This window comes from Paracidovorax valerianellae (assembly GCF_900102625.1).
Lineage (GTDB): Bacteria > Pseudomonadota > Gammaproteobacteria > Burkholderiales > Burkholderiaceae_C > Paracidovorax > Paracidovorax valerianellae.
Window position 1 is genome coordinate 47,172 of sequence record NZ_FMZC01000013.1, and the last position, 19,463, is coordinate 66,634.

The following is a 19,463-nucleotide window of genomic DNA, read 5'->3' on the forward strand; positions in this document are numbered from 1 at the left end:
GATCATCAAGCGCCTGCGTGTTTCTTCTCCAGTGCGAGCGGAGGCCCACGCATGAGCCGCGCCCTGGACCAGCACCTCCCATCCAACGGCTCCGTCATCTGCCACCTCGCCGGGACTGAAGTCCACCTGCTGCCCGACCGTGCGCTGTGGTGGCCGGCAGGCCTCACCTTGTTCATCGCCGACCTGCACCTGGGCAAATCCGACACCTTCCGCGCCCGCGGTCTGCCCGTGCCTTCGGGCACCACCCGCGCAAACCTCGACCGGATCTCCCATCAGATCGCGCTGCTGGGTGCCCAGCGGCTCGTGGTGCTGGGCGATTTTCTGCACGCGGCCGAAGCCCAATCGCCCGCCGTGCTGGCCGCCCTGGCCGCATGGCGCGCCGTGCATGCCGCGCTGGAGGTGGTGCTGGTGCGCGGCAACCACGACAGCCATGCCGGCGATCCCCCGGCGGACCTGGGCATCGCCATCGTGAACGAGCCCTGGCCGCTGGGCCCCTTCGCCTGCTGCCACCACCCGCAGCCGCATGCCACGCTGCACGTGTTGGCGGGCCACGTGCACCCGGCCGTCGTGCTGCGCGGGCGCGGACGCGATGCGCTGCGCCTGCCGTGCTTTTCGGTGGAGGCGGGCCTCACCGTGCTGCCGGCGTTCGGCGAGTTCACCGGCGGGCAAACGCTGCCCGGTGGACCGGAGCGCCGTTTCTTCGCCGTGGGTGGCGGGCGGGTGTGGACGGTGCCGGGCGGCGTGGGTGCCGCCCCCGCTGGCTGAAAAGACCCGCGCCCGCCTTCTGAGGTTTATGCCACGTCCGGCTCGGCCTTCACGGAGGGGATGGACATTCCGATGTGTCCCAGATGCCGCAGCAGCCGATTTTCTGCGTGCAGCCATTTCGCCTCGACCGCCCGGCTGCGGATGGCGTATTCGACCTCCGCTTCCAGACCCCGTGGGAGGTCTTCGTCGAAGAATGGATCGTTGTCGCGTGCGCTGGTGAACTGAGCGAATTCATGCGGGTGCAGCGCCTTCATGCCCTCGCGCCATGTCGGATGGTTCATGCGAAATTCACCAAACGCGGCAGGGTCGTTCGCCTGCTGCTCCACTGCACGGACCAGATCGTCCAGGTTTTTTCGGCGAAGCACGCTCGACTGCAGAGCCTCTACGCTGGTGACGGTGCCCTCCGGCAGATCGAGGCGGTCCCGCAGCGCCTGCTTGGCGTGCATCAGCGTTTGCAGCGGCTCCCTGGTGAGTTGCCGCGCCTGCCAGGCGCCCAGGTCCGGCCGCTGCAATTGCCGATGGATGAATCGGGTGACTTCGCTCTCCAGCAAGGACAGTCTGAACTGCTGTCCCGCCCAGCGCTTGAACTGCTTGGCGTTCACCTGGCCGCTGCGGATATTCGCCACCATCTGGTGGTTGCGCACCGCCAGCAGCGCCTTGGAAAAGCCTTCGAGCACGTTGTCCTGGCAACTGCCCAGGGCCGTCTGCGCGATCAGATACACCTGCGCCCGCAGATCGGGATCGCCCGCTACGGCATGGACCACAGCCGCGACCTGCTCGCCCCGTTGCGCGGCTGCGGTCGAGGACGTGCCTTCAGCGCCCTTGCGGCCGACATCACGCAGCCGCGCCAGCAGTCGGCCAAAAGCGGGGGCCTGTGGTTCGTCATCGAATGCGCTCAAGGCGGCAGCGTCGGGATGGTCCTGCCCCAGCCACTGGGCGACCTCCCAGCCGAGCGGCATCGTCTGGCGCTTCAGGTCCCGCTCAAGCTCTTCTTGTTCGTTGTCCTCGCCTTCGTCGTCCGACTCGACATCGTCGTTTTCAAAGTCGCTCAAGATGCCCATCAATTGACGGATGGCCCCGGCCGTGACCGGGTGCAACGTCGTGTCCATGGCCCGCGCCTCCAAGCCCTCGATCAACTCGGGCAGGGTGCCCAGTTCCACGAGCAGATCGGCCGACACGCGCAGCACCTGTGGCGCCAGCTCCGGGTGGGCATTCAGCTTGTCCAGCAACGCGAAGACCTGAGACGAATGGGGCGTGCCATGAATGCCAAGTGCCGCATGGTTCGCAAAGGGGAGCGTGAGCGGGTTGGGGTCGATTTCACCATCGCCTTGCCCGCTTTCCTCTTCGGCCCCGGCGGTCTGGGGCTGCATGTCTGGTGATGGTGATGGTGGTGGTGTGTTGTTCAGGTCGAATGGCTGCTGGGGCAGTGCGACGTTCAGATCGGGCAACTCCAGCGGCTGCGGCAGCGAGGCGTTCAGGTCTGGCAGTTCCAGAGGTTGGGGCGGCACAGCGTTCAAGTCCGGCAGGTCCAGTGGTTGAGGCAGCGCAGCGTTCAGGTCCGGGAGGTCTGGCGGTTGGCGCGGCACGGTGTTCAGGTCTGGCAGATGCCGGTGCAAGTTGGCACGTGGCGCTCGCAGGTGGGCTGCTGCTTCTGCGGCGCTGCCCGGCAGCGGATTGCGCGCAGCCAGCGGACTGCCAGGGTGAGCGGGGCTGCTTCTGCGTGGCCGGACCTGTCGGTCGGCCGCGGTCGACGCTTCAGGGCTGGGTTCCCGCGGCCTCACGGTGCCGATGCGTTCAATGCCTGACATGGGCGAACTTTCCAGAGAGGTGCTGTGCAAGCATGGCTGCCGCGGTGCGGGCTAGGGAGCCCGCGAAGGTCCGGCCTCCGATGCCGAAAGGCTGGGTGGCGGTAGTGCACCGCTCGCCTGAGCCGCCAGCACTTGAGCTGTTCATTCACGGCGAGCTCCCAGGCGGCGTAGATTATTTTCCCCGCCTCTGCGTGCGCGAAGGCCTCTGGGCTTTCGCTGTCACTCGGCGGGAGAAGTTCGTAATAGGGGTCATCGTCCCGGACGGCGTCGATGGGCCCGAAGACGTCCTTGTGAAGCGCTTGCATGCTGTTGCGCCACGGCACGTCGTTCAGCAGGAACTGGCGATAGGCCTGGGGGTCGGCGGCCTGTTCCAGCACATCGGCTTTCAAGGCGGCGATGTCGGGCTGCTCCAGCACGCTGCAGTCCAGGTTCGTCAGGTCCTGTGCCGTGTCCTGCGGCAGATTCAGGCTTTTCTTCAAGGCGGCCTTGGCGTGCACCATGGTTTCCACCGAGTCCTTTTCCAGCCAGTTCTTCTTCCAGGGCGGCAAGTCGGCGCGGTCCTTTTGCCGGCCGATGAAGCGGTTCGTTGCGGTCTCCAGCAGCGACAGCCGAAACCGCTGGCCTGTCAGATGGTTGGCCTTCGCTTCATCGATCTTGCCCATCTTCACGGCCAGGACCATCTGGTGGCTGCGCACGGTCAGCATTACCTTGGAGAGGCCGTCGAGCAGGTTGTCGCGGCAATCGCCCAGAGCGGTTTGTGCCACCAGGAAAACGCTTTCGCACAGAGCGGAATCGCGCGCCATCATGAGGATGGTGGTGCGCACCTGCTCTCTGAGTTGGCCCTGTGCCGTGGGGGAAAACGTGGGAAGCGCTTCCTGACCCAGGCGCTCCAGCAACCGGGCGAAAGCCCGCGCCTGGGGTTCGTCGTCGAACACCTGGAAATGCGCGGCCACCGAGTTGCCTGCATGGCCCAGCCAGGTCTGGACTTGTTGCCCCAGCGGTTGTTCCAGACGCTCCACATCGCCTTCGACATCGCCATCCTCGAGGTCGTCGTCAAGCTCGGTCTGCAGATAGGCGTCGAGGTCCGCTTCCAGGTCGGGAATGGCCGTGCGAGGCGCCAGCGTGGACGGCCCTGCAGCGTGCGGGTCGCTCGAATGGCGGCGTGGCGACAGCGGGGGAGAGCCGATCGCGCCCGGCCCGCTCGTGCGGGCGCGAACGTGCCGTGCCGGCGACGGCGTACCGGTGTGGTCGCCGATCTCCGGGCTGTGCTCGCGCAGCCGGGTGCGGCTTGAAGGTCGAAGGGGGTCCATGGAGTCGCTTGGGTCTGCCGTGCTCGTGCGCTGGCGGTTCCGGCGATCGTCGGTCCGCCAGTGCATACGTTCCATGTCCCGCGCGCAGCGATGCGCGGTTAAGCGAAGCCTCGGGGCCCGCCCCGGCATCGATGCCTGAGCGCCCCGGGCCGCGGCCCTATTCCTTCAGCAGCGCATCGCCCGCCAGCACCGGCGCATCGGGCAATTCGTTGCGCCCGCTGGCCGCCGCGCCATCGTCGCCCACCCCTGCCGGGAAATGCGTTGCCAGCAGTGCCGACACCTCCGCCAGCGCCTGGGTCAGGCCGTCCTCGTAGCGTTCGGCGCGAAAAGCTTCGCCCATGTGAACGACCAGGGTGCGCCAGGTTTCGGGCGGCACGGTGCGGGCGAGACCGCGGTCGGCGACGATTTCGATGGCGTGCTCGGCCAGCAGCAGGTAGATGAGCACGCCGTTGTTGTGCTCGGTGTCCCACACGCGCAGCTTGCCGAACAGGGTGACGGCGCGTTCGCGGGCGCTGGCGCCGCGCCAGAGGTAGCTGGTGGGCAGGCTGCCTTCGGCGCAGATGCGGATCTGCCCGGTGTGCCGGCGCTCGCTCGCGGCCACGCGGCGCGTGATGCGGTCCAGCAGGTCGGGCGGCAGCGCGCGGTGCAAGCGCCCCTCCACCCAGCGGTGGTGCACGAGCCTGACGATGCGGGCCAGCAGGGACGGCGCAGGGCCCTGCGCGGGCGAGGAGGCGCTGGCGGTGGTCGTGGAAGACGAAGCGGAAGGAGAAGCAGAAGAAGGGGATGCCGAAGGCCCCAGCGGAGTCTTTGCCATGTCACCAGTCTCCTGAGGCGCCACCGCCTCCGAAATCGCCACCGCCGCCCGAACTGAATCCACCGCCGCCGCTGTCGCCGCCACCCCCGCCGCTGCTCCAGCCGCCGAAGCCGCCGGTGTGTGTGCCGATGCCGCCAGAGCCGAATCCGCCGCCGCGCCGCCCGCCCACGGGCAGGCCTGCGCCGCTGAAAAGCCAGGTGTAGAGCAGCGCGAGCAGCCCGGCACCGCCGGCCAGCAGCACGCTGGTGGTGAACAAGAAGGCCAGCCCGCCCACGCCGCCGCCCAGCAGCAGGCCGCCCATGCGGTTGCCGAAGACGCGGCGCGCCACCGGTCCGCCCAGCATCACGCCGAAGAACAGGAAGATGGCGAAGTCCGTCCAGTCCACGCCCGGCGCCGACCGGGCCGCGTGGCCGTCGGCGCCTGCCGTGCCGGTGGGCAGGGGCAGCGATTCGCCGGCGATGCGCGCGCCGATCTGGTTCACCGCGGCGGACAGGCCGCCCGCGTAGTCGCCTTCGCGAAAGCGCGGCTTCATGGTGCCGTCGATGATCCGCGCGGCCGCGATGTCGGGCAGCGCGCCTTCCAGCGCCTTGGCGACCTCGATGCGCATCTTGCGGTCGTCCTTGGCCACCAGCACCAGCACGCCGTCGCCCACATCCTTGCGGCCGATCTTCCAGGCGTTGCCGACGCGGTTGGCAAAGGCCGACAGGTCCTCGGGCGCGGTGGTGGCCACCATCAGCACCACGACCTGCGAGCCGTGCGCCTGCTCGATGGCGGCCAGGCGGGTCTGCAGCGCCTGCCGCTCGGTGGCCGAGAGCGTGCCGGTTTCGTCGATCACGCGGGCGGAGAGCGCCGGCACCGCACGCTGCGCAGCGGCCGGCATGCTGAAGCAGCCGATTGCTATAAAAAATATAGCTGTCAGCGCTTTAAGGACGTGCGCCAGAGGCATATTTGGCGATTGGTGTGCTTACGGCTTGGACGCGGGCTTGGAGAAGTCCACGGCGGGCGGGGTGGAAATCTGCGCCTCGTTCTGCACCGTGAAGCTGGGCTTGGCGTCGTAGCTGAAGACCTTGGCGGTGAGATTGGTGGGGAAGCTGCGGGCCAGCACGTTGTATTCCTGCACCGTCTGGATGTAGCGGTTGCGCGCCACGGTGATGCGGTTTTCGGTGCCCTCCAGCGTCACGCGCAGGTCGCGGAACGCCTGGTTGGCCTGCAGCTGGGGATAGCGCTCGGCCACCACCATCAGGCGCGACAGGGCGCCGGAGAGTTCGCCCTGCGCGGCCTGGAACTTGTTGAAGGCTTCGGGGTTGTTCAGCGTCTCGGGCGTCACCTGGATGGAGGTGGCCTTGGCGCGGGCCTCGACCACCTTGGTGAGCGTGTCCTGCTCGAAGGCGGCTTCGCCCTTTACGGTGGCGACGATGTTGGGCACCAGGTCGGCGCGGCGCTGGTACTGGTTGAGCACCTCGCTCCACGCGGCCTTGGACTGCTCGTCCAGGCGCTGGAAGTCGTTGTAGCCGCAGCCCGAGAGGGCCAGGACGGCGGCAAGGGTGGCAAGAAGACGTTTCATGGCGCGTGCGCTGGGCCTGGTGCGGGCGACAGTGCCGAGGGCTGGCAGCGCAGGCGCATTCTGCCCCAGCAGGCCAGGGCGGCTGCGTAGTCCGCCGGGCCGATGCGATGCCGACCGTCGGGCGGCGCTGGCGGCCCGGCGGTGGCGATGCGGTGCATTTCGTTCGGCCAGCGGTGACGCCAGCCGCGACAATAGGCCGCACCGCATGACTGCCCCCTGAAGCACCATGACCCGTTCCACCTTTCGCTCCGCCACCCTGGGCGGCTCCGCCGACGACACCGAAGCGGCCTTCTACGAAGCCCTGCAGACGGGCGACATCGAGCGCCTGATGGCCTGCTGGGCCGAAGAGGACGACATCGTCTGCGTCAACCCCGGCGGCCCGCGGCTGCTGGGCGCGGGGGCCATCCGCGCAGCTTTCACCGCCATGTTCGAGCACGGCACCCTGCGTGCGCGCCCGTCCCAGGTCCACCGGGTGCAGGCGATGGCGAGCGCCGTGCACAGCGTGGTCGAGCATGTGGAGGTGGTGCTGGACGGCGGGGTGCGCGAGGCGATCGTGCAATCCACCAACGTGTATCACAAGACCCCGCAGGGCTGGCGCCTGGTGGCCCACCATGCCAGCCCCGGCACCGTGCACGAGGCCCAGGGCCCGGGCCATCCGCCGCCGGTGCTGCACTGAGATGCCGGCCATGGTGAATCCTGGCGCACGCGGACGGGTGGGTTCAAGCCTTTTAGCCCTCCAGCGCAATAAATACGCCGGTGTAGTGCTATGAAATATATAGCGCCTCGCTGGTTGCCCGGCGGCCACCTGCAAACCATCTGGCCGGCCCTGGCGTCGCGCCGCGTGCTGGGTGTGCCGCCGGCCTACCGGCGCGAACGCTGGACGGCGCCCGACGGCGATTTCGTCGACGTGGACTTTCTGCTGCCCGCCGCCGGCACGGCGGCTGAAGCGCAAAGCAGAGCGGACACCGGGGGCGAGACCGAATCAACGATGGGCCGGCCGCTGCTGGTGCTGTTCCACGGCTTGGAGGGTTCATCGCGCAGCCACTACGCCGAAGCCTTCGCCGACGTGGCGCGCGAGCGCGGCTGGGACTACGCCGTGCCGCATTTCCGGGGCTGCAGCGGCGAGCTCAACCTGGCCCCGCGCGCCTACCACTCGGGCGACCATGAAGAGATCGCGTGGATTCTCGCGCGGCTCGCGCGGCGTCAGGCCGATGGATCGCACGGCGCCGACGGCACGCCCGGCCCGCGCGCGCCGCTGCTGGCCGTGGGCGTATCGCTGGGCGGCAACGCCTTGCTGCGCTGGGCCGCCGAAGCCGGGGCGAGCGCCTCACGCAGTGCCGATGCGGTGGCGGCCGTTTGCTCGCCGCTCGATCTGGCGGCCGGCGGCGCGGCCATCGGCCGGGGCTTCAACCGGCAGGTGTACACGCGCATGTTCCTGCGCACCATGGTGCCCAAGGCTCTGGCCAAGCTGCGCCAGCATCCGGGCCTGTTCGACCGTCAGGCGCTGCTGGCCGCGCGCGATCTGTACGACTTCGACAACGTGTTCACCGCGCCGCTGCACGGTTTTCGCGACACCGACGACTATTGGCGCCGGGCCTCGGCCCAGCCGCTGCTGCACCGCATTCGCATTCCGGCGCTGGCGGTCAATGCGCGCAACGATCCGTTCGTGCCGGCGTCCAGCCTGCCGCGCGCCGGGCAGGCCGGCGCGCACGTCACGCTGTGGCAGCCGGCGCACGGCGGGCATGTCGGCTTCGCGCAGGGGCGCCTGCCGGGCCACGTGCGCGCCATGCCGGCCGAGGTGGCCGACTGGCTCGCGGCCCACGGGGCACCGGACTACGCGGCCGGCAAAGGCCCCTCGATACCATCGCGCCATGGATGACATCGTCAAACAGGCCATCGCCAAGTGGCCCAACGTTCCCGACTGCTACGGCTGGCTGGGGCTCGACGCGCGGGGCCGCTGGTACATGCGCGACGACGCCACGCAGGCCCAGGGGCCTTTCCCGCAAGCACGGGGCTCGCTGCTGCAGCACGGCAAGCTCATCGAATTCATCGAGCGCAACTACGAATCCGACGCCCAGGGCCGCTGGTTCTTCCAGAACGGCCCGCAGCGGGTGTATGTGGAGCTCGAAATTACCCCGGTGATCTGGCGCATCGAACCCGATTTCACCCTCGTTACCCACACCGGTCGCCAATCCACGGCCCATGAATGCCTGCTGGACGAAGCGGGGCGGCTGTACCTGTTCGACGGCACCGTGCTGGGGCTGGTACACACGCTGGACATGGAGACCGCTGCCGAGGCGGTCGAGGCACAGCAATGGAATCCGCTGCCCGTGCAGGCCGCCGACCTGCCGGTGCGCTACGGCTACGTCCTGCAGCCTTCGACCTTCAAGGTCTGAGCCACGCGCTCCGCCGGAGGTGCCCGGCTGCATTGCCGGCCACCACAGCGCACGCCGAAACCCGACAAAAAGCAAAAGCCGGTCAGTGACCGGCTTTTGCGATGAGCGAGAGGGCTCGGCGCGTCAGGGCAACACAGCGGTTCGCCCCATACAACTCACTTGGCCGCGTTGGCCATGAACTCGACGGCAGCGCGGATTTCGGCGTCGGAGGCCTGCGTGCCGCCGCGCGGTGGCATCGCACCCTTGCCCGCGATGGCGATGCGGGTCATGCCGTCGATGCCGTCCTTCAGGCGCTCTGCCCAGGCGGCCTTGTCGCCGAACTTCGGGGCTCCCGCCACACCGGCCGCATGGCACACCTGGCAGGCCTGCTTGTACAGGGCTTCGCCGGCACCGGCCGCCACGGTGGTTGCCGCAGCCGGCGTTGCTGCTGGAGCGGCTGCGGTCGCAGGCGCTGCCGGGGCAGCGGGGGCTGCAGTGGTGGCAGGGGCTGGAGCGGCTGCCGGGGCTTCGGCCGTGGCGGAAGCGCCAGCCCCTGCTCCGGAGGCGCCTGCCGCGGCGGGGACGGCAGGCTCTTCGAACTTGGCGCCGGCCGCGTTCGCCATGTAGGCGACGCCGCGGGCGATTTCGGTGTCGTTGAATTCGCCGCCGCCTTGCGGGGCCATCGCGCCCTTGCCGGCCAGGGCCGAATGGACCAGCGCCTCAAATCCCGTCTTGATGCGGGGGCCCCAGGCCGCAGCGTCGCCCAGCTTGGGGGCGCCGGCCGCGCCGGTGGCGTGGCAGGCGGCGCATTGGCCCTTGAAGACTTCTTCGCCGGGACGCAGCGGGCGGTTGGCGTCGCGCACTTCCACCATGCCCACTTTCTGGATCCGCTCCGCCAGCGCTCGCTCCGGATTGGCTGCGCCGTCGGCCGGCTTGGTGCCGGAAGTGACATACAACACGAGCCCGATGATGGCGAAGATCGGGACCACAAACGAAAAGAAGACCGTCAACAGCAGTTGCTTGGGGTTCTTGATGGGGCCGGTGTGCGCTTCTTCGTGGGGGGTGTCGCTCATGACGTCCTCTATGTATCGGGGGCTTGATGGGAACCAACCCTGGATTATAGGAAGGGCTTTCAGGGCCGGCCGTTAGGGAAAACGGCCGGCTTTCCAGCGTGGTTGCGCTGCATCAAGGTCTGGTGGGCGGCGATGGTGGCTTCGGTAACGTGGTGTGCTTGAGCCCGCGGCACGGCTTCAGGCCGCGTGTGCCGGCCGGACGCCGGAGATCGGAGGCTCCCAACAAGGCCCCTCCAATGCAAACGCCCGGCGAGGAAATGGTTCTTCGCCGGGCGTTTCAAAGAGCGGCACTGCGCCGCAAAAGGGCGTTGTGCCCCAGCTCAGGAGCCGGCGGCGCGCTCGTCCTGCGGCGTCCAGCCGCCGCCCAGCACCTTGTACAGCGTGATCTGGTTCTGCAGCTGGATCAGGCGCGTCTGCACCACGAGTTGCTCCGACGTGAACAGCGAGCGCTGCGCGTCCAGCAGGTCCAGATAGCTGGACACGCCGTTGCGATAGCGCAGGTCGGACAGTTGCAGGCGCTTGGCGTCCGCATCGGCCTGCGCGCGCTGCGCGGCCAGCTGCTCCCCGAGGGTGGCCTGGCCCGCCAGGGCGTCGGACACCTCACGGAAGGCGGTCTGGATCGATTTTTCGTACTGCGCCACCGAGATGGAGCGGGCTGCGCGTGCCGATTCGAGCGTGGCCTGGTTGCGGCCGGCATCGAAGATCGGCAAGGCTGCCTGCGGTGCCAGCGAGAACGCCCAGGAGCCGCTCTTGAACAGCCCCGACAGCTCGTTGCTGACCGTGCCCACGCTCGCCGTGAGCGAGATGCGCGGGAAGAACGCCGCGCGGGCCGCGCCGATGTTCGCGTTGGCGGCAATGAGCTGCTGCTCGGCCTGGCGGATGTCCGGGCGGCGCGTGAGCAGGTCGGAAGGCAGCCCGGCAGGCAGCGCCGGCATGGCTGGTGCGTCGGCCAGACGGGCCACCGTGGTGCCCAGGCTGTCGCGAATCTCCGGCGGCACGGGCTGGCCCAGCAGCAACGCGAGAGCGTTCTCGTCCTGCATGCGCTGGCGCCGCTGCTGCGCGTAAGTGGCGCGCGCTGCTTGGGCCAGGCCCTCGGCCTGGCTGTTGTCGAGCTCGGAACTCACGCCGTTTTCCAGGCGCAGGCGGGTCAGCTTGACCGACTCTTCCCGCGTGCCCAGCGTGCGGCGGGAGATGTCGAGCAGTTCCTCGTCGGCCAGCAGATTGAACCAGGCCGTGGCCACGGACGACACCAGGCTGAGCTGGGTGGACCGGCGTGCCTCTTCGGTGGCGAAATACTGCGCCAGTGCCTGCTCTTTCAAGGCGGCGATGCGCCCGAAGAAGTCGATTTCCCACGCCGAAACGGCCAGGCCGACCTGGTAGTTGTTGGCGTACGAGCGGGTCGACGCGTCCGGCTGGCGGGTGGCGTTGACGGCGGCGTTCACGGTGGGGAACTGGCCGGCGCGCTGGATCTGGAACTGCGCGCGGGCCTGCTCGATGTTGAGCGCGGCCACGCGCAGGTCGCGGTTGTTTTCCAGCGCGATGGCGATGAGCCTTTGCAGGCGCGCATCGGCGAAGTATTCCTTCCAGTCGATGTCCGCGGCGGCCTTGGCCGTCGCGGCGCCGCCAGCGGCTGCGGCGTTGGGAAACGCCTCGGGCACCGGCGCGGCAGGCCGCTCGTAGGTTGGAATGAAGCTGCAGCCTGCCAGCAGCGCGGCGGCGGCCACTGCCGTCAGCAGGGGGCGTGCAAAGCGCGCGCTAGCGCGCAGGGACGATGGGTGGGACATGGAGCTCTCCAGCGGATCGGTCGTCATTCGAGGTTTTCCGAGGCGTGGCGGTGCTGGACCTGCTTGGCGTCATGCTCCTGCTGGCGCTTGCTGCCCTTGAAGAGCGTGCGCACCAGCACGAAGAACACGGGCACGAAGATCACGGCCAGCACGGTGCCGGTGATCATGCCGCCGATCACGCCGGTACCGATGGCGCGCTGGCTGGCCGAGCTGGCGCCCGAGGCGATGAACAGCGGCACCACGCCCAGCGTGAACGCCAGCGAGGTCATGATGATCGGGCGAAAGCGCAGGTGGGCCGCTTCCAGCGCCGCCTCCAGCGCGCTCTTGCCCTCGGCCTGCAGGTCCTTGGCGAACTCCACGATCAGGATCGCGTTTTTCGCCGACAGGCCGATGATGGTCACCAGGCCGATCTGGAAGTACACGTCGTTCGACATCCCGCGCATCAGCGTGGCCAGCAGCACCCCGAGCACGCCCAGCGGCACGACCAGCATCACCGACACGGGAATCGTCCAGCTTTCATAGAGCGCGGCCAGGCACAGGAACACGGCCAGCAGCGAGAACGCGTACAGGATCATGGCTTGCGAGCCGGCCAGCTTTTCCTCGCGGGACTGGCCCGTCCATTCGAAGCCGAAGCCGGGCGGCAGTTGGCCTGCCAGGCGTTCCATCTCGTTCATCGCATCACCGGTGGTGAAGCCAGGCCCGGCATCGCCAGCGATCTTGATCGAGGGGTAGCCGTTGTAGCGCACCGTCTGCATGGCGCCCGAGATCCAGCGCGTGGTGGCGAAGGTCGACAGCGGCACCGTCTGGCCCTGGTTGTTCACGACCGGCAGGTCCAGCACCGATTCCGGACGCATCCGGGCGGACGCGTCGGCCTGCACCACGACCCGCTGCAGGCGGCCCTTGTTCGGGAAGTCGTTGATGTAGCTCGAACCCAGTGCGGTCGAAAGCGCGGAGCTGATGCTGTCGAACCCGATGCCCAGGGCGTTGGCCTTGTCGCGGTCGATGTCGATCTGCATCTGCGGCGCGTCTTCCATGCCGTCCGGACGCACTCCGGCCAGAACCTTGCTCTGTCCGGCCATGCCGAGCAGCTGGTTGCGGGCACCCAGCAGGGCATCGTGTCCCTGGCCTGCGCGGTCCTGCAGGCGGAAGTTGAAGCCCGTGCCCGTGCCCAGTTCAGGGATGGGGGGAGGGCTCAGCGCGAAGATGAAGGCATCGCGAATGCTCGACAGCGCGCCGAACGCGCGGCCCGCCACGGCCGAGGCCGCGTGCTCCGCACCCGAACGCTCGCTCCAGTCCTTCAGGATCACGAAGGCCAGGCCTGCGTTCTGGCCCTGGCCGGAGAACGAGAAGCCCGCCACGGTCACGATGTTTTCCACCTCGGGCTGCTTGAGCATGTAGCCCTCGACCTGGCGCAGCACGTCGCTGGTGCGCGATTGCGCGGCACCGGGCGGCAACTGCACGTTGGTGATGATGTAGCCCTGATCTTCGTTGGGCAGGAACGACGTCGGCAGGCGCATGAAAACCACCGCCACCGCGCCGATGAGGGCCAGGTAGACGATCATCATGCGGCCGCTGCGGCGCAGCAGCTTGCCCATGCGGCTCTCATACCCGTGCGTGGCGTTCTTGAACGAACGGTTGAACCAGCCGAAGAAGCCTTTCTTCTCGGCATGGTGCTCGGGGTCGATTGGCTTGAGCAGGGTGGCGCACAGGGCGGGCGTGAGCGACAGCGCCAGGAACGCCGAGAAGGCGATCGAGGTGGCCATCGTGGCCGCGAACTGGCGGTAGATGTTGCCGGTGGAGCCCGCGAAGAACGCCAGCGGCACGAACACCGAGATCAGCACCACGGTCACGCCGATCACGGCGCCCGAGATCTGGCCCATCGCCTTGCGCGTGGCCTGCAGCGGCGGCAGACCTTCTTCGGACATGATCCGCTCGACGTTTTCAACCACCACGATGGCATCGTCCACCACGATCCCGATCACCAGCACCATGCCGAACATGGTGAGCACGTTGATCGAAAAGCCCATGGCCATCAGCACCCCGAAGGTGCCCAGCAGCGCCACCGGCACCACGATCGTCGGAATGATGGTGTAGCGGAAGTTCTGCAGGAACAGGAACATCACGATGAACACCAGCACCACGGCTTCGATCAGCGTGTGCACGACCTTCTCGATCGAAACGGAGACGAACTTGGAAGTGTCGTAAGGCACCACGTAGTTCACGCCCTGCGGGAAGAACTTCTTCAGCTCTTCCAGCTTGGCCTTCACGGCCTTGGCCGTGGCCAGTGCGTTGGCGGAAGGGGTGGGCTGCACGCCCAGGCCCACGGCGTCTTTGCCGTTCAGCCGGGCGCTGGTGCTGTAGCTCTGCGAGCCCAGTTCGATGCGCGCGACGTCCTTCAGGCGGACGGCGGAGCCGTCGGTGTTGGCGCGCAGCACGATGTTGCCGAACTGCTCTGCCGACGACAGCTGGCCCTGCACCACGATGGTGGCCGCCACGGGCTGGCCCGTTTCGGCAGGCAGATCACCCAGGTTGCCGGCGGACACCTGCGCGTTCTGGGCGCGGATGGCGGCGTTGACCTGGTCGAGCGACAGGTTGAATCCCTTGAGCTTGGTGGGGTCCACCCAGATCCGCATGGCGCGCTCGGAGCCGAACTGCGTGAGCGTGCCCACGCCGGCCACGCGCTGCAACTCGGGCACCACATTGCGTGCCGCGTAGTCGTTCAGCGCCTCGATGCTCACATCGGGGTTTTCCGTGGTGAGCATGGCGAACATCAGGAAGTTGGAGCGCGACTGCTCCACACGCACCCCCTGCTGCGTCACCGCGCTCGGCAGCCGCGGCGTCGCGCGCGACAGCCGGTTCTGCACGTCCACCTGTGCCAGATCAGCGTTGGTGCCGGGCTCGAAGCTCAACACGATGCTGCCGGTGCCGTTGGCCTGGCTCGTCGTTTCGACATAGGCCAGGCCGCTCGCGCCGTTCATCTCGCGTTCGATGACGGCGAGCACGCTGTCTTCCAGCGTCTGGGCGTTGGCGCCGGGGTAGGCCACCGAGACCTGGATGGTCGGCGGCGCCACGGCGGGGTACTGCGCAATCGGCAGCCGTGTGATGGAGATCGCCCCCATCACGATGATGAAAATAGTGATCACCCACGCAAAGATGGGGCGCTCGATGAAGAACTTGGCCATGTGCCGCGCTCCTTCTTAGGACTTGGCCGGAGCGGCGGCGGAAGCAGCGGACGCAGCGGACGCAGCGGGAGCAGCAGCAGAGGCGGGCGCGCCGGGCGCCTGGGCGCCGGGACCACCGGCCTGCCAGGCCACGGGCTGCACGACGATCGGGTCGCCGGGCTTGCCGCGCGGCAGCTTCTGGAAGCCGTCCACCATGACCTTCTCACCCGTCTGCAGGCCTTCCAGCACCACCCAGTTCGTGCCTTGCGCCGGCCCGAGCTTGACGGGGCGGGGCGTGAGGTGATTGTCGGCACCGACCACCATCACCGTGTCTCCCTTGGCCGAGCGCGTCACGGCCTGCTGCGGAAGCAGAACGCCGCCGGCCACCTGCGCTTGCTCCAGGCGCACGCGCACGTACAGACCTGGGAGCAGTTGGCGATCGTTGTTGGGGATCTCGGCGCGCAGCGTGACCTGGCCGCTGGTCGGGTCCACCGTGAGGTCGGTGAACAACAGCTTGCCGGTCTGGGGATAGAGGCTGCCGTCTTCCAGCACCACGCTCACGCTGGCAGAGCCCTTGCCGGCCTGCTTGTACTTGCCGCTGGCAAGGCCTGCCTTCAGCTTGAGGGCCTCGGACGCTGACTGCGTGAAGTTCACGTACAGCGGGTCGATTTGCTGGATGACCGCCAGTTCGGTGGCAGTGCCCTGGCCCACCAGCGCGCCTTCGGTCACCAGCGCGCGGCCGATGCGGCCGGAGATGGGTGCGGTCACGCCGGCATAACCCACGTTGATCTGCGCCGTGGTCACCGAAGCGCGGGCTGCAGCCAGATTGGCTTCGGCCGTCTTCTGGGAGGCGACGGCGTTGTCGTATTCCTGCTTGCTGATCGCGTTCACGGCGACGAGCGGCTTGTAGCGATCGGCCAGTGCCCGGGTCTGGGTCACGTTGGCTTCGGCCTGGGCCACGCTGGCCCGGGCGCTTTCCAGCGAGGCGCGGTAGGGCGCGTCATCGATGGTGAACAGCTTCTGGCCAGCCTTGACATCGCTGCCTTCGGTGAACAGGCGCTTTTGCAGGATGCCGGCGGCCCGTGCGCGGACTTCCGCCATGCGCGAGGCTTCCAGCCGGCCCGGCAATTCGGTCACGAGACCGACATCGCCCGGTGCCACGGTGACCACGCCGACCTGGGGCGGTGGCGGTGCGCCTCCGCCGGCCTGGGCCGGTGCCTCGCTCTTGCCGCAGGCCACCAGGGCGGTGGCGGCGATGAGGCTGAGACAAAAGGCTGCGACCCTGCGGGCGGAACGGGTTGCGGCAGGGGAAACGCCAAGATCGTCACTGAGGCGAGGCATGAAAGTCCTTCCGGAAATTGCGCTGATTGAAAAGGCCATGCAGGCACGGGAGATGTCTTTGATCGGCATCAACCACGCAGATAGCCCTTGAATTCGGTGCGCGATTATACATACAAACATGAATGTATAATTGTGGCGAAGCGCTGGCGCTGCCCTCCCACGGGGTGAACGACGCCATGAACGCTGATATCGAACACAAGGAGACAAGCCCCCATGGCCCGACGCACCAAAGAAGATGCCGTTGCGACACGCAATAGTTTGCTGGATGCGGCCGAACAGGTTTTTTACCAGAAGGGTGTGTCGCACGCGTCGTTGAACGAGATCGCACAGGCCGCGGGCGCCACCCGGGGCGCGATCTACTGGCACTTCAAGGACAAGGTGGACCTGTTCAACGCCATGATGGAACGCGTGACCTTGCCGCTGGAGCGCGCCAACGGCGAGTGCGAAAGCAACGAAGACATGGCGCCCCTGCAGCGCATGCGCGGGGTGATCGATCTGGTGCTGCGCAACCTGGCGCAGGACGAGCGCATGCAGCGCGTGTTCGAGATCGCCTTTTTCCGGGTTGAATACGTCGAGGAACTGGCCGGCGTGCGCGATCGGCACATCGCCGCCTGCGATGCCTTTCGCCAGCAGCTCGCCCGGGATCTTCATCTGGCTGCCGACGCCCAAAAGCTCGAGCTGCCCATGGCGCCTGAAATCGCGGCGATCGCTTTGCAGGCGATCTTCGACGGACTGGTGCAGGGCTGGATCCTGAACCGCGCGAATTTCGATCTGCCCTCCACCGGCCGGGCTTCGGTGGATGCGTACCTTCGCGGGCTCGGCCTGGACCTGCCGCCCCTGCCGGATTGGCTGCAGGATTGCTCGTTGCGCAGCATGTGTCCGCATGCCGTGGGGGCCGTGCCATAATCGCCGACTGGGCCGCAACGGCCCTCCCGTGCGGCTGTAGCTCAGTGGATAGAGTATTGGCCTCCGAAGCCAAGGGTCGTGGGTTCGATCCCCGCCAGCCGCACCATTGATGGATTTCCGAGACAGCGCTCCACTGCTGCGCCGCTTCTCAGTTCAGTCTTCCCTTTCCCCCGAAACTTTCCTGGCCTGATCGAACGTCTGGTTCGTGGTGGCGTCATGGCATCCGCTGCTGCGCAAGCGCCATTGCGGCAAATGGCGCCTGCACAAGTCACCGCCGCGCCCTGAGCGCGTCGCGCTTTTCTCGCCGCTCCAGCCAGACCGACAGCGCCACCCGCGCCGCCAGCAGTGCCACGGTCGTGGCCAGGGCGCTGGTCGACAACGGCGCCGCCGCCGGGGCCGGGGCCGGTACACGCGTCACGGGCGTGAGGGCTGCGTCCGCGTGGGTGGCACCCTTGCGGGGCTCGACCGGGTCGAGGAGGTTTTCCGGGGCGGCCGCGTGCGAGCCGTGCTCGGCGGCATAGACCTTGGTGAACTCGGCACCCAGCAGAAAGATCTGCGCAGCGTAGTACACCCAGATCAGCACCACGGCGATGGCGCCGGCCGCTGCGTAGGTCGAACTCAGCCCCGCTTTGCCCACGTACAGGCCGATGAGCACCTTGCCCACCTCGAACAGCACGGCCGTCACCGCCGCGCCCACCCACACGTCGCGCCAGGCGATGGGGACCGAGGGCATGAACTTGAAGATCATCGCGAACAGCACGCAGCTGATGCTCATCGACAGCAGGGTGTTGATGCCCATCAGCATCAACTCCCACCCTGGCATCAACGCGCCGAGCCATGTGCCCGCAGCCGCCACCGCAGCGCTGACGGTGAGCGACGCCATGAGCAGAAACGCCAGGCCCAGGATGAGACCGAACGACAGAAAACGCGCCCGCAACAGGCCCCAGATGCCGCTGGGTTTGGACGGCTCCGGCACGTGCCAGATACGGTCCAGCGCGCTCTGGATTTCGCCGAAGACGGTCGTCGCACCGATCACCAGCAGCACGATGCTGATGGTGCTGGCGATGATGCCTTCTGTGGGTTCGCGGGCGCTCTTGATAAGGCCTTGGATGGCCAGGGCGCCGTCGCGGCCGACCAGCCCGGAGATCTGCCCTTCGATGGTGCCCCGCACCGCATCCTGGCCGAACACGGCCCCTGCGATCGAGATCACGATGACCAGCAGCGGCGCGATCGAAAACGCGGTGTAGTAGGAGATGGCCGCCCCCATGCTCGGGGCGTAGTCGTCGAGCCACGCTTGGCAGGATTTCTTGGCAAGGCGAAAAAGTGTGGAGGCGTTCATGTCGGGTCGGGCAGTCAATGCTCTGGTGTAACCAATCGCACAGGCCTGGGCTGTAGGAGGGAGCCGGAAGCGCCCTGATGCGCCCCCTGTGTCGCGTTGCATGCGCAGTGCAAGCGGCAAGTCCGATGGATGGCAGGGGTGCTGTCCCACAAAAAGGCCGTGGAATGCAGTGCGCTAATGCATCCATCTCTCAGATCTTTTGCGAGGTCCGTGCATGTCCAGATCGCACCGCCAGTGTTCCGAAAAAGCCAAGCCCCGGGAAATCAAGCGCCAGCGCCAGCGCGAAGCCATGTTCAAGCCGCCGGGGCGGGGCGGTGTGATCTTCTCCTATCCAGACCCTGAACCGCCCGTGTGGAAGCCGCTTGGGTGACGCCCCCGGGTCTTTGATCGTCTCGGCGCCGCGCTACGGCGTGGCGCAGGTGCCGTCCACGAAGACCCGCAGTTCACCGCTCTGGAACGCTGTCCATTGCTCGTCGCTCGTGAGCGGTGCCGTCACCACGACGGCCACGCGGTCCTGGGGCGTGGTGTGCGCCGAAAAGTCGATGCGCAGGTCTTCATCGCACAGCTTGGCTTGCGAGAAAGGATGCCGCCGTTCGATGTAATACAGCTGCGTGGACGCATGCGCCCACAGCGCCTGCCCGTTGGAGAGCAGGAAGTTGAACGTGCCGTGCGGCGCGATCTGCGCGGCCAGTTCGCGCAGGGTGATCGTCAGCTCGGGAATGCTCGGCACGCCGGCATGGGACTTGGCCAGCTCCTGCATGATCCAGCAGAAGGCGTGTTCGCTGTCGGTCGTGCCCACGGGGTGGAAGTGCGAATGCAGCCGCGGGCGGAAGTCCTTCAGATCGCCGTTGTGCGCGAACACCCAGTACCGGCCCCACAGCTCGCGCATGAACGGATGGCAGTTCTGCAGCGAGACGCTGCCCTGCGTGGCCTTGCGGATGTGGGCGATGACGTTGCGGCTCTGGATCGGGTAGCGGCGGATCAGCTCCGCCACCGGCGAATCCACCGCGCGCTGGTGGTCCACGAAATGGCGCAGGCCTTTGTCCTCGAAGAACGCGATGCCCCAGCCGTCGGAGTGGTCCGCCGTGTTGCCCGCGCGCTGCGCGAAGCCCGTGAAGCTGAACGTCACGTCGGTCGGGGTATTGGCATTCATTCCGAGCAACTGGCACATGGTGGGCTTGGCGGGAAAGTAAGTAAGGAAAGAAAAGAGCAGCTTGAGGACG

General features: G+C 67.6%; 16 protein-coding genes and 1 tRNA gene. 6 read left to right on the plus strand and 11 right to left on the minus strand.

Going from position 1 to position 19,463, the window contains the following annotated elements:
- Window positions 1–51: 51 nt before the first annotated feature.
- Entirely contained in the window at window positions 52–765 is a 714-nt protein-coding gene (gene pdeM, locus BLT03_RS18010) for a ligase-associated DNA damage response endonuclease PdeM (protein WP_092745147.1), read from the plus strand.
- A gap of 26 nt (window positions 766–791) precedes the next feature.
- Here pdeM and BLT03_RS25030 read toward each other — a convergent pair whose 3' ends face one another.
- The 5 genes from BLT03_RS25030 to BLT03_RS18035 all read right to left on the minus strand — a co-directional run bounded on the left by BLT03_RS25030 (window position 792) and on the right by BLT03_RS18035 (window position 6,261).
- Complete coding sequence (locus BLT03_RS25030; RefSeq protein ID WP_175537794.1) at window positions 792–2,273, minus strand: NEL-type E3 ubiquitin ligase domain-containing protein; 1,482 nt, start codon at window positions 2,271–2,273, stop codon at window positions 792–794.
- A 269-nt stretch (window positions 2,274–2,542) separates the two neighbouring features.
- Window positions 2,543–3,883, minus strand: coding sequence for an NEL-type E3 ubiquitin ligase domain-containing protein (locus BLT03_RS18020; protein ID WP_175537795.1), 1,341 nt, complete (start codon window positions 3,881–3,883; stop codon window positions 2,543–2,545).
- A 157-nt stretch (window positions 3,884–4,040) separates the two neighbouring features.
- Window positions 4,041–4,583, minus strand: a complete 543-nt coding sequence (locus BLT03_RS18025) for a TPM domain-containing protein (protein WP_434802412.1) — start codon at window positions 4,581–4,583, stop codon at window positions 4,041–4,043.
- 115 nt (window positions 4,584–4,698) lie between these two features.
- Window positions 4,699–5,643, minus strand: coding sequence for a TPM domain-containing protein (locus BLT03_RS18030; RefSeq protein WP_092745151.1), 945 nt, complete (start codon window positions 5,641–5,643; stop codon window positions 4,699–4,701).
- Window positions 5,644–5,661: 18 nt separating this feature from the next.
- The gene (locus tag BLT03_RS18035; RefSeq protein WP_092745152.1) at window positions 5,662–6,261 is read right to left on the minus strand and encodes a LemA family protein; all 600 of its coding nucleotides are present in this window, start codon (window positions 6,259–6,261) and stop codon (window positions 5,662–5,664) included.
- A 226-nt stretch (window positions 6,262–6,487) separates the two neighbouring features.
- Between BLT03_RS18035 and BLT03_RS18040 the strand changes: the two genes are divergently transcribed.
- From BLT03_RS18040 to BLT03_RS18050, 3 genes are all read left to right on the plus strand, one after another.
- On the plus strand, window positions 6,488–6,937 hold the full coding sequence (locus BLT03_RS18040) for a YybH family protein (RefSeq protein WP_092745153.1): 450 nt from the start codon (window positions 6,488–6,490) through the stop codon (window positions 6,935–6,937).
- 90 nt (window positions 6,938–7,027) lie between these two features.
- Window positions 7,028–8,140, plus strand: coding sequence for a YheT family hydrolase (locus tag BLT03_RS18045; protein WP_092745154.1), 1,113 nt, complete (start codon window positions 7,028–7,030; stop codon window positions 8,138–8,140).
- Window positions 8,133–8,657, plus strand: coding sequence for a DUF2946 family protein (locus tag BLT03_RS18050; RefSeq protein ID WP_092745155.1), 525 nt, complete (start codon window positions 8,133–8,135; stop codon window positions 8,655–8,657). Before BLT03_RS18045 ends, BLT03_RS18050 begins: the two co-directional genes overlap by 8 nt.
- A 155-nt stretch (window positions 8,658–8,812) precedes the next feature.
- Here BLT03_RS18050 and BLT03_RS18055 read toward each other — a convergent pair whose 3' ends face one another.
- The 4 genes from BLT03_RS18055 to BLT03_RS18070 form a co-directional block, all read right to left on the minus strand.
- The gene (locus BLT03_RS18055; protein WP_092745156.1) at window positions 8,813–9,709 is read right to left on the minus strand and encodes a c-type cytochrome; all 897 of its coding nucleotides are present in this window, start codon (window positions 9,707–9,709) and stop codon (window positions 8,813–8,815) included.
- Between the two features lie 320 nt (window positions 9,710–10,029).
- Window positions 10,030–11,493, minus strand: a complete 1,464-nt coding sequence (locus BLT03_RS18060; protein WP_092745247.1) for an efflux transporter outer membrane subunit — start codon at window positions 11,491–11,493, stop codon at window positions 10,030–10,032.
- Between the two features lie 23 nt (window positions 11,494–11,516).
- On the minus strand, window positions 11,517–14,675 hold the full coding sequence (locus BLT03_RS18065; protein ID WP_092745157.1) for an efflux RND transporter permease subunit: 3,159 nt from the start codon (window positions 14,673–14,675) through the stop codon (window positions 11,517–11,519).
- Between the two features lie 15 nt (window positions 14,676–14,690).
- Window positions 14,691–15,995, minus strand: coding sequence for an efflux RND transporter periplasmic adaptor subunit (locus BLT03_RS18070; RefSeq protein WP_175537796.1), 1,305 nt, complete (start codon window positions 15,993–15,995; stop codon window positions 14,691–14,693).
- A gap of 213 nt (window positions 15,996–16,208) precedes the next feature.
- On the opposite strand from BLT03_RS18070, the gene BLT03_RS18075 reads away from it, so the two are divergent.
- Together BLT03_RS18075 and BLT03_RS18080 are read left to right on the plus strand one after the other, a co-directional pair.
- Window positions 16,209–16,901, plus strand: a complete 693-nt coding sequence (locus BLT03_RS18075) for a TetR family transcriptional regulator (protein ID WP_092745159.1) — start codon at window positions 16,209–16,211, stop codon at window positions 16,899–16,901.
- 30 nt (window positions 16,902–16,931) lie between these two features.
- Window positions 16,932–17,007: transfer RNA gene (locus tag BLT03_RS18080), tRNA-Arg, on the plus strand.
- Between the two features lie 162 nt (window positions 17,008–17,169).
- On the opposite strand, the gene BLT03_RS18085 is transcribed toward BLT03_RS18080, so the two are convergent.
- Together BLT03_RS18085 and BLT03_RS18090 are read right to left on the minus strand one after the other, a co-directional pair.
- The gene (locus tag BLT03_RS18085; RefSeq protein WP_092745160.1) at window positions 17,170–18,240 is read right to left on the minus strand and encodes a YihY/virulence factor BrkB family protein; all 1,071 of its coding nucleotides are present in this window, start codon (window positions 18,238–18,240) and stop codon (window positions 17,170–17,172) included.
- A gap of 403 nt (window positions 18,241–18,643) precedes the next feature.
- Window positions 18,644–19,411, minus strand: a complete 768-nt coding sequence (locus tag BLT03_RS18090) for a class II glutamine amidotransferase (protein WP_092745161.1) — start codon at window positions 19,409–19,411, stop codon at window positions 18,644–18,646.
- Window positions 19,412–19,463 lie beyond the last annotated feature (52 nt).

What these genes read in the sequence shown, in the direction of transcription:
- pdeM (WP_092745147.1), top strand. Translation starts at nt 52, where the DNA reads ATGAGCCGCGCCCTGGACCAGCACCTCCCATCCAACGGCTCCGTCATC.
- BLT03_RS18020 (WP_175537795.1), bottom strand. Translation starts at nt 3,883, where the DNA reads ATGGACCCCCTTCGACCTTCAAGCCGCACCCGGCTGCGCGAGCACAGC.
- BLT03_RS18030 (WP_092745151.1), bottom strand. Translation starts at nt 5,643, where the DNA reads ATGCCTCTGGCGCACGTCCTTAAAGCGCTGACAGCTATATTTTTTATA.
- BLT03_RS18035 (WP_092745152.1), bottom strand. Translation starts at nt 6,261, where the DNA reads ATGAAACGTCTTCTTGCCACCCTTGCCGCCGTCCTGGCCCTCTCGGGC.
- BLT03_RS18040 (WP_092745153.1), top strand. Translation starts at nt 6,488, where the DNA reads ATGACCCGTTCCACCTTTCGCTCCGCCACCCTGGGCGGCTCCGCCGAC.
- BLT03_RS18045 (WP_092745154.1), top strand. Translation starts at nt 7,028, where the DNA reads ATGAAATATATAGCGCCTCGCTGGTTGCCCGGCGGCCACCTGCAAACC.
- BLT03_RS18050 (WP_092745155.1), top strand. Translation starts at nt 8,133, where the DNA reads ATGGATGACATCGTCAAACAGGCCATCGCCAAGTGGCCCAACGTTCCC.
- BLT03_RS18055 (WP_092745156.1), bottom strand. Translation starts at nt 9,709, where the DNA reads ATGAGCGACACCCCCCACGAAGAAGCGCACACCGGCCCCATCAAGAAC.
- BLT03_RS18060 (WP_092745247.1), bottom strand. Translation starts at nt 11,493, where the DNA reads ATGTCCCACCCATCGTCCCTGCGCGCTAGCGCGCGCTTTGCACGCCCC.
- BLT03_RS18065 (WP_092745157.1), bottom strand. Translation starts at nt 14,675, where the DNA reads ATGGCCAAGTTCTTCATCGAGCGCCCCATCTTTGCGTGGGTGATCACT.
- BLT03_RS18070 (WP_175537796.1), bottom strand. Translation starts at nt 15,995, where the DNA reads ATGCCTCGCCTCAGTGACGATCTTGGCGTTTCCCCTGCCGCAACCCGT.
- BLT03_RS18075 (WP_092745159.1), top strand. Translation starts at nt 16,209, where the DNA reads ATGGCCCGACGCACCAAAGAAGATGCCGTTGCGACACGCAATAGTTTG.
- BLT03_RS18085 (WP_092745160.1), bottom strand. Translation starts at nt 18,240, where the DNA reads ATGAACGCCTCCACACTTTTTCGCCTTGCCAAGAAATCCTGCCAAGCG.
- BLT03_RS18090 (WP_092745161.1), bottom strand. Translation starts at nt 19,411, where the DNA reads ATGTGCCAGTTGCTCGGAATGAATGCCAATACCCCGACCGACGTGACG.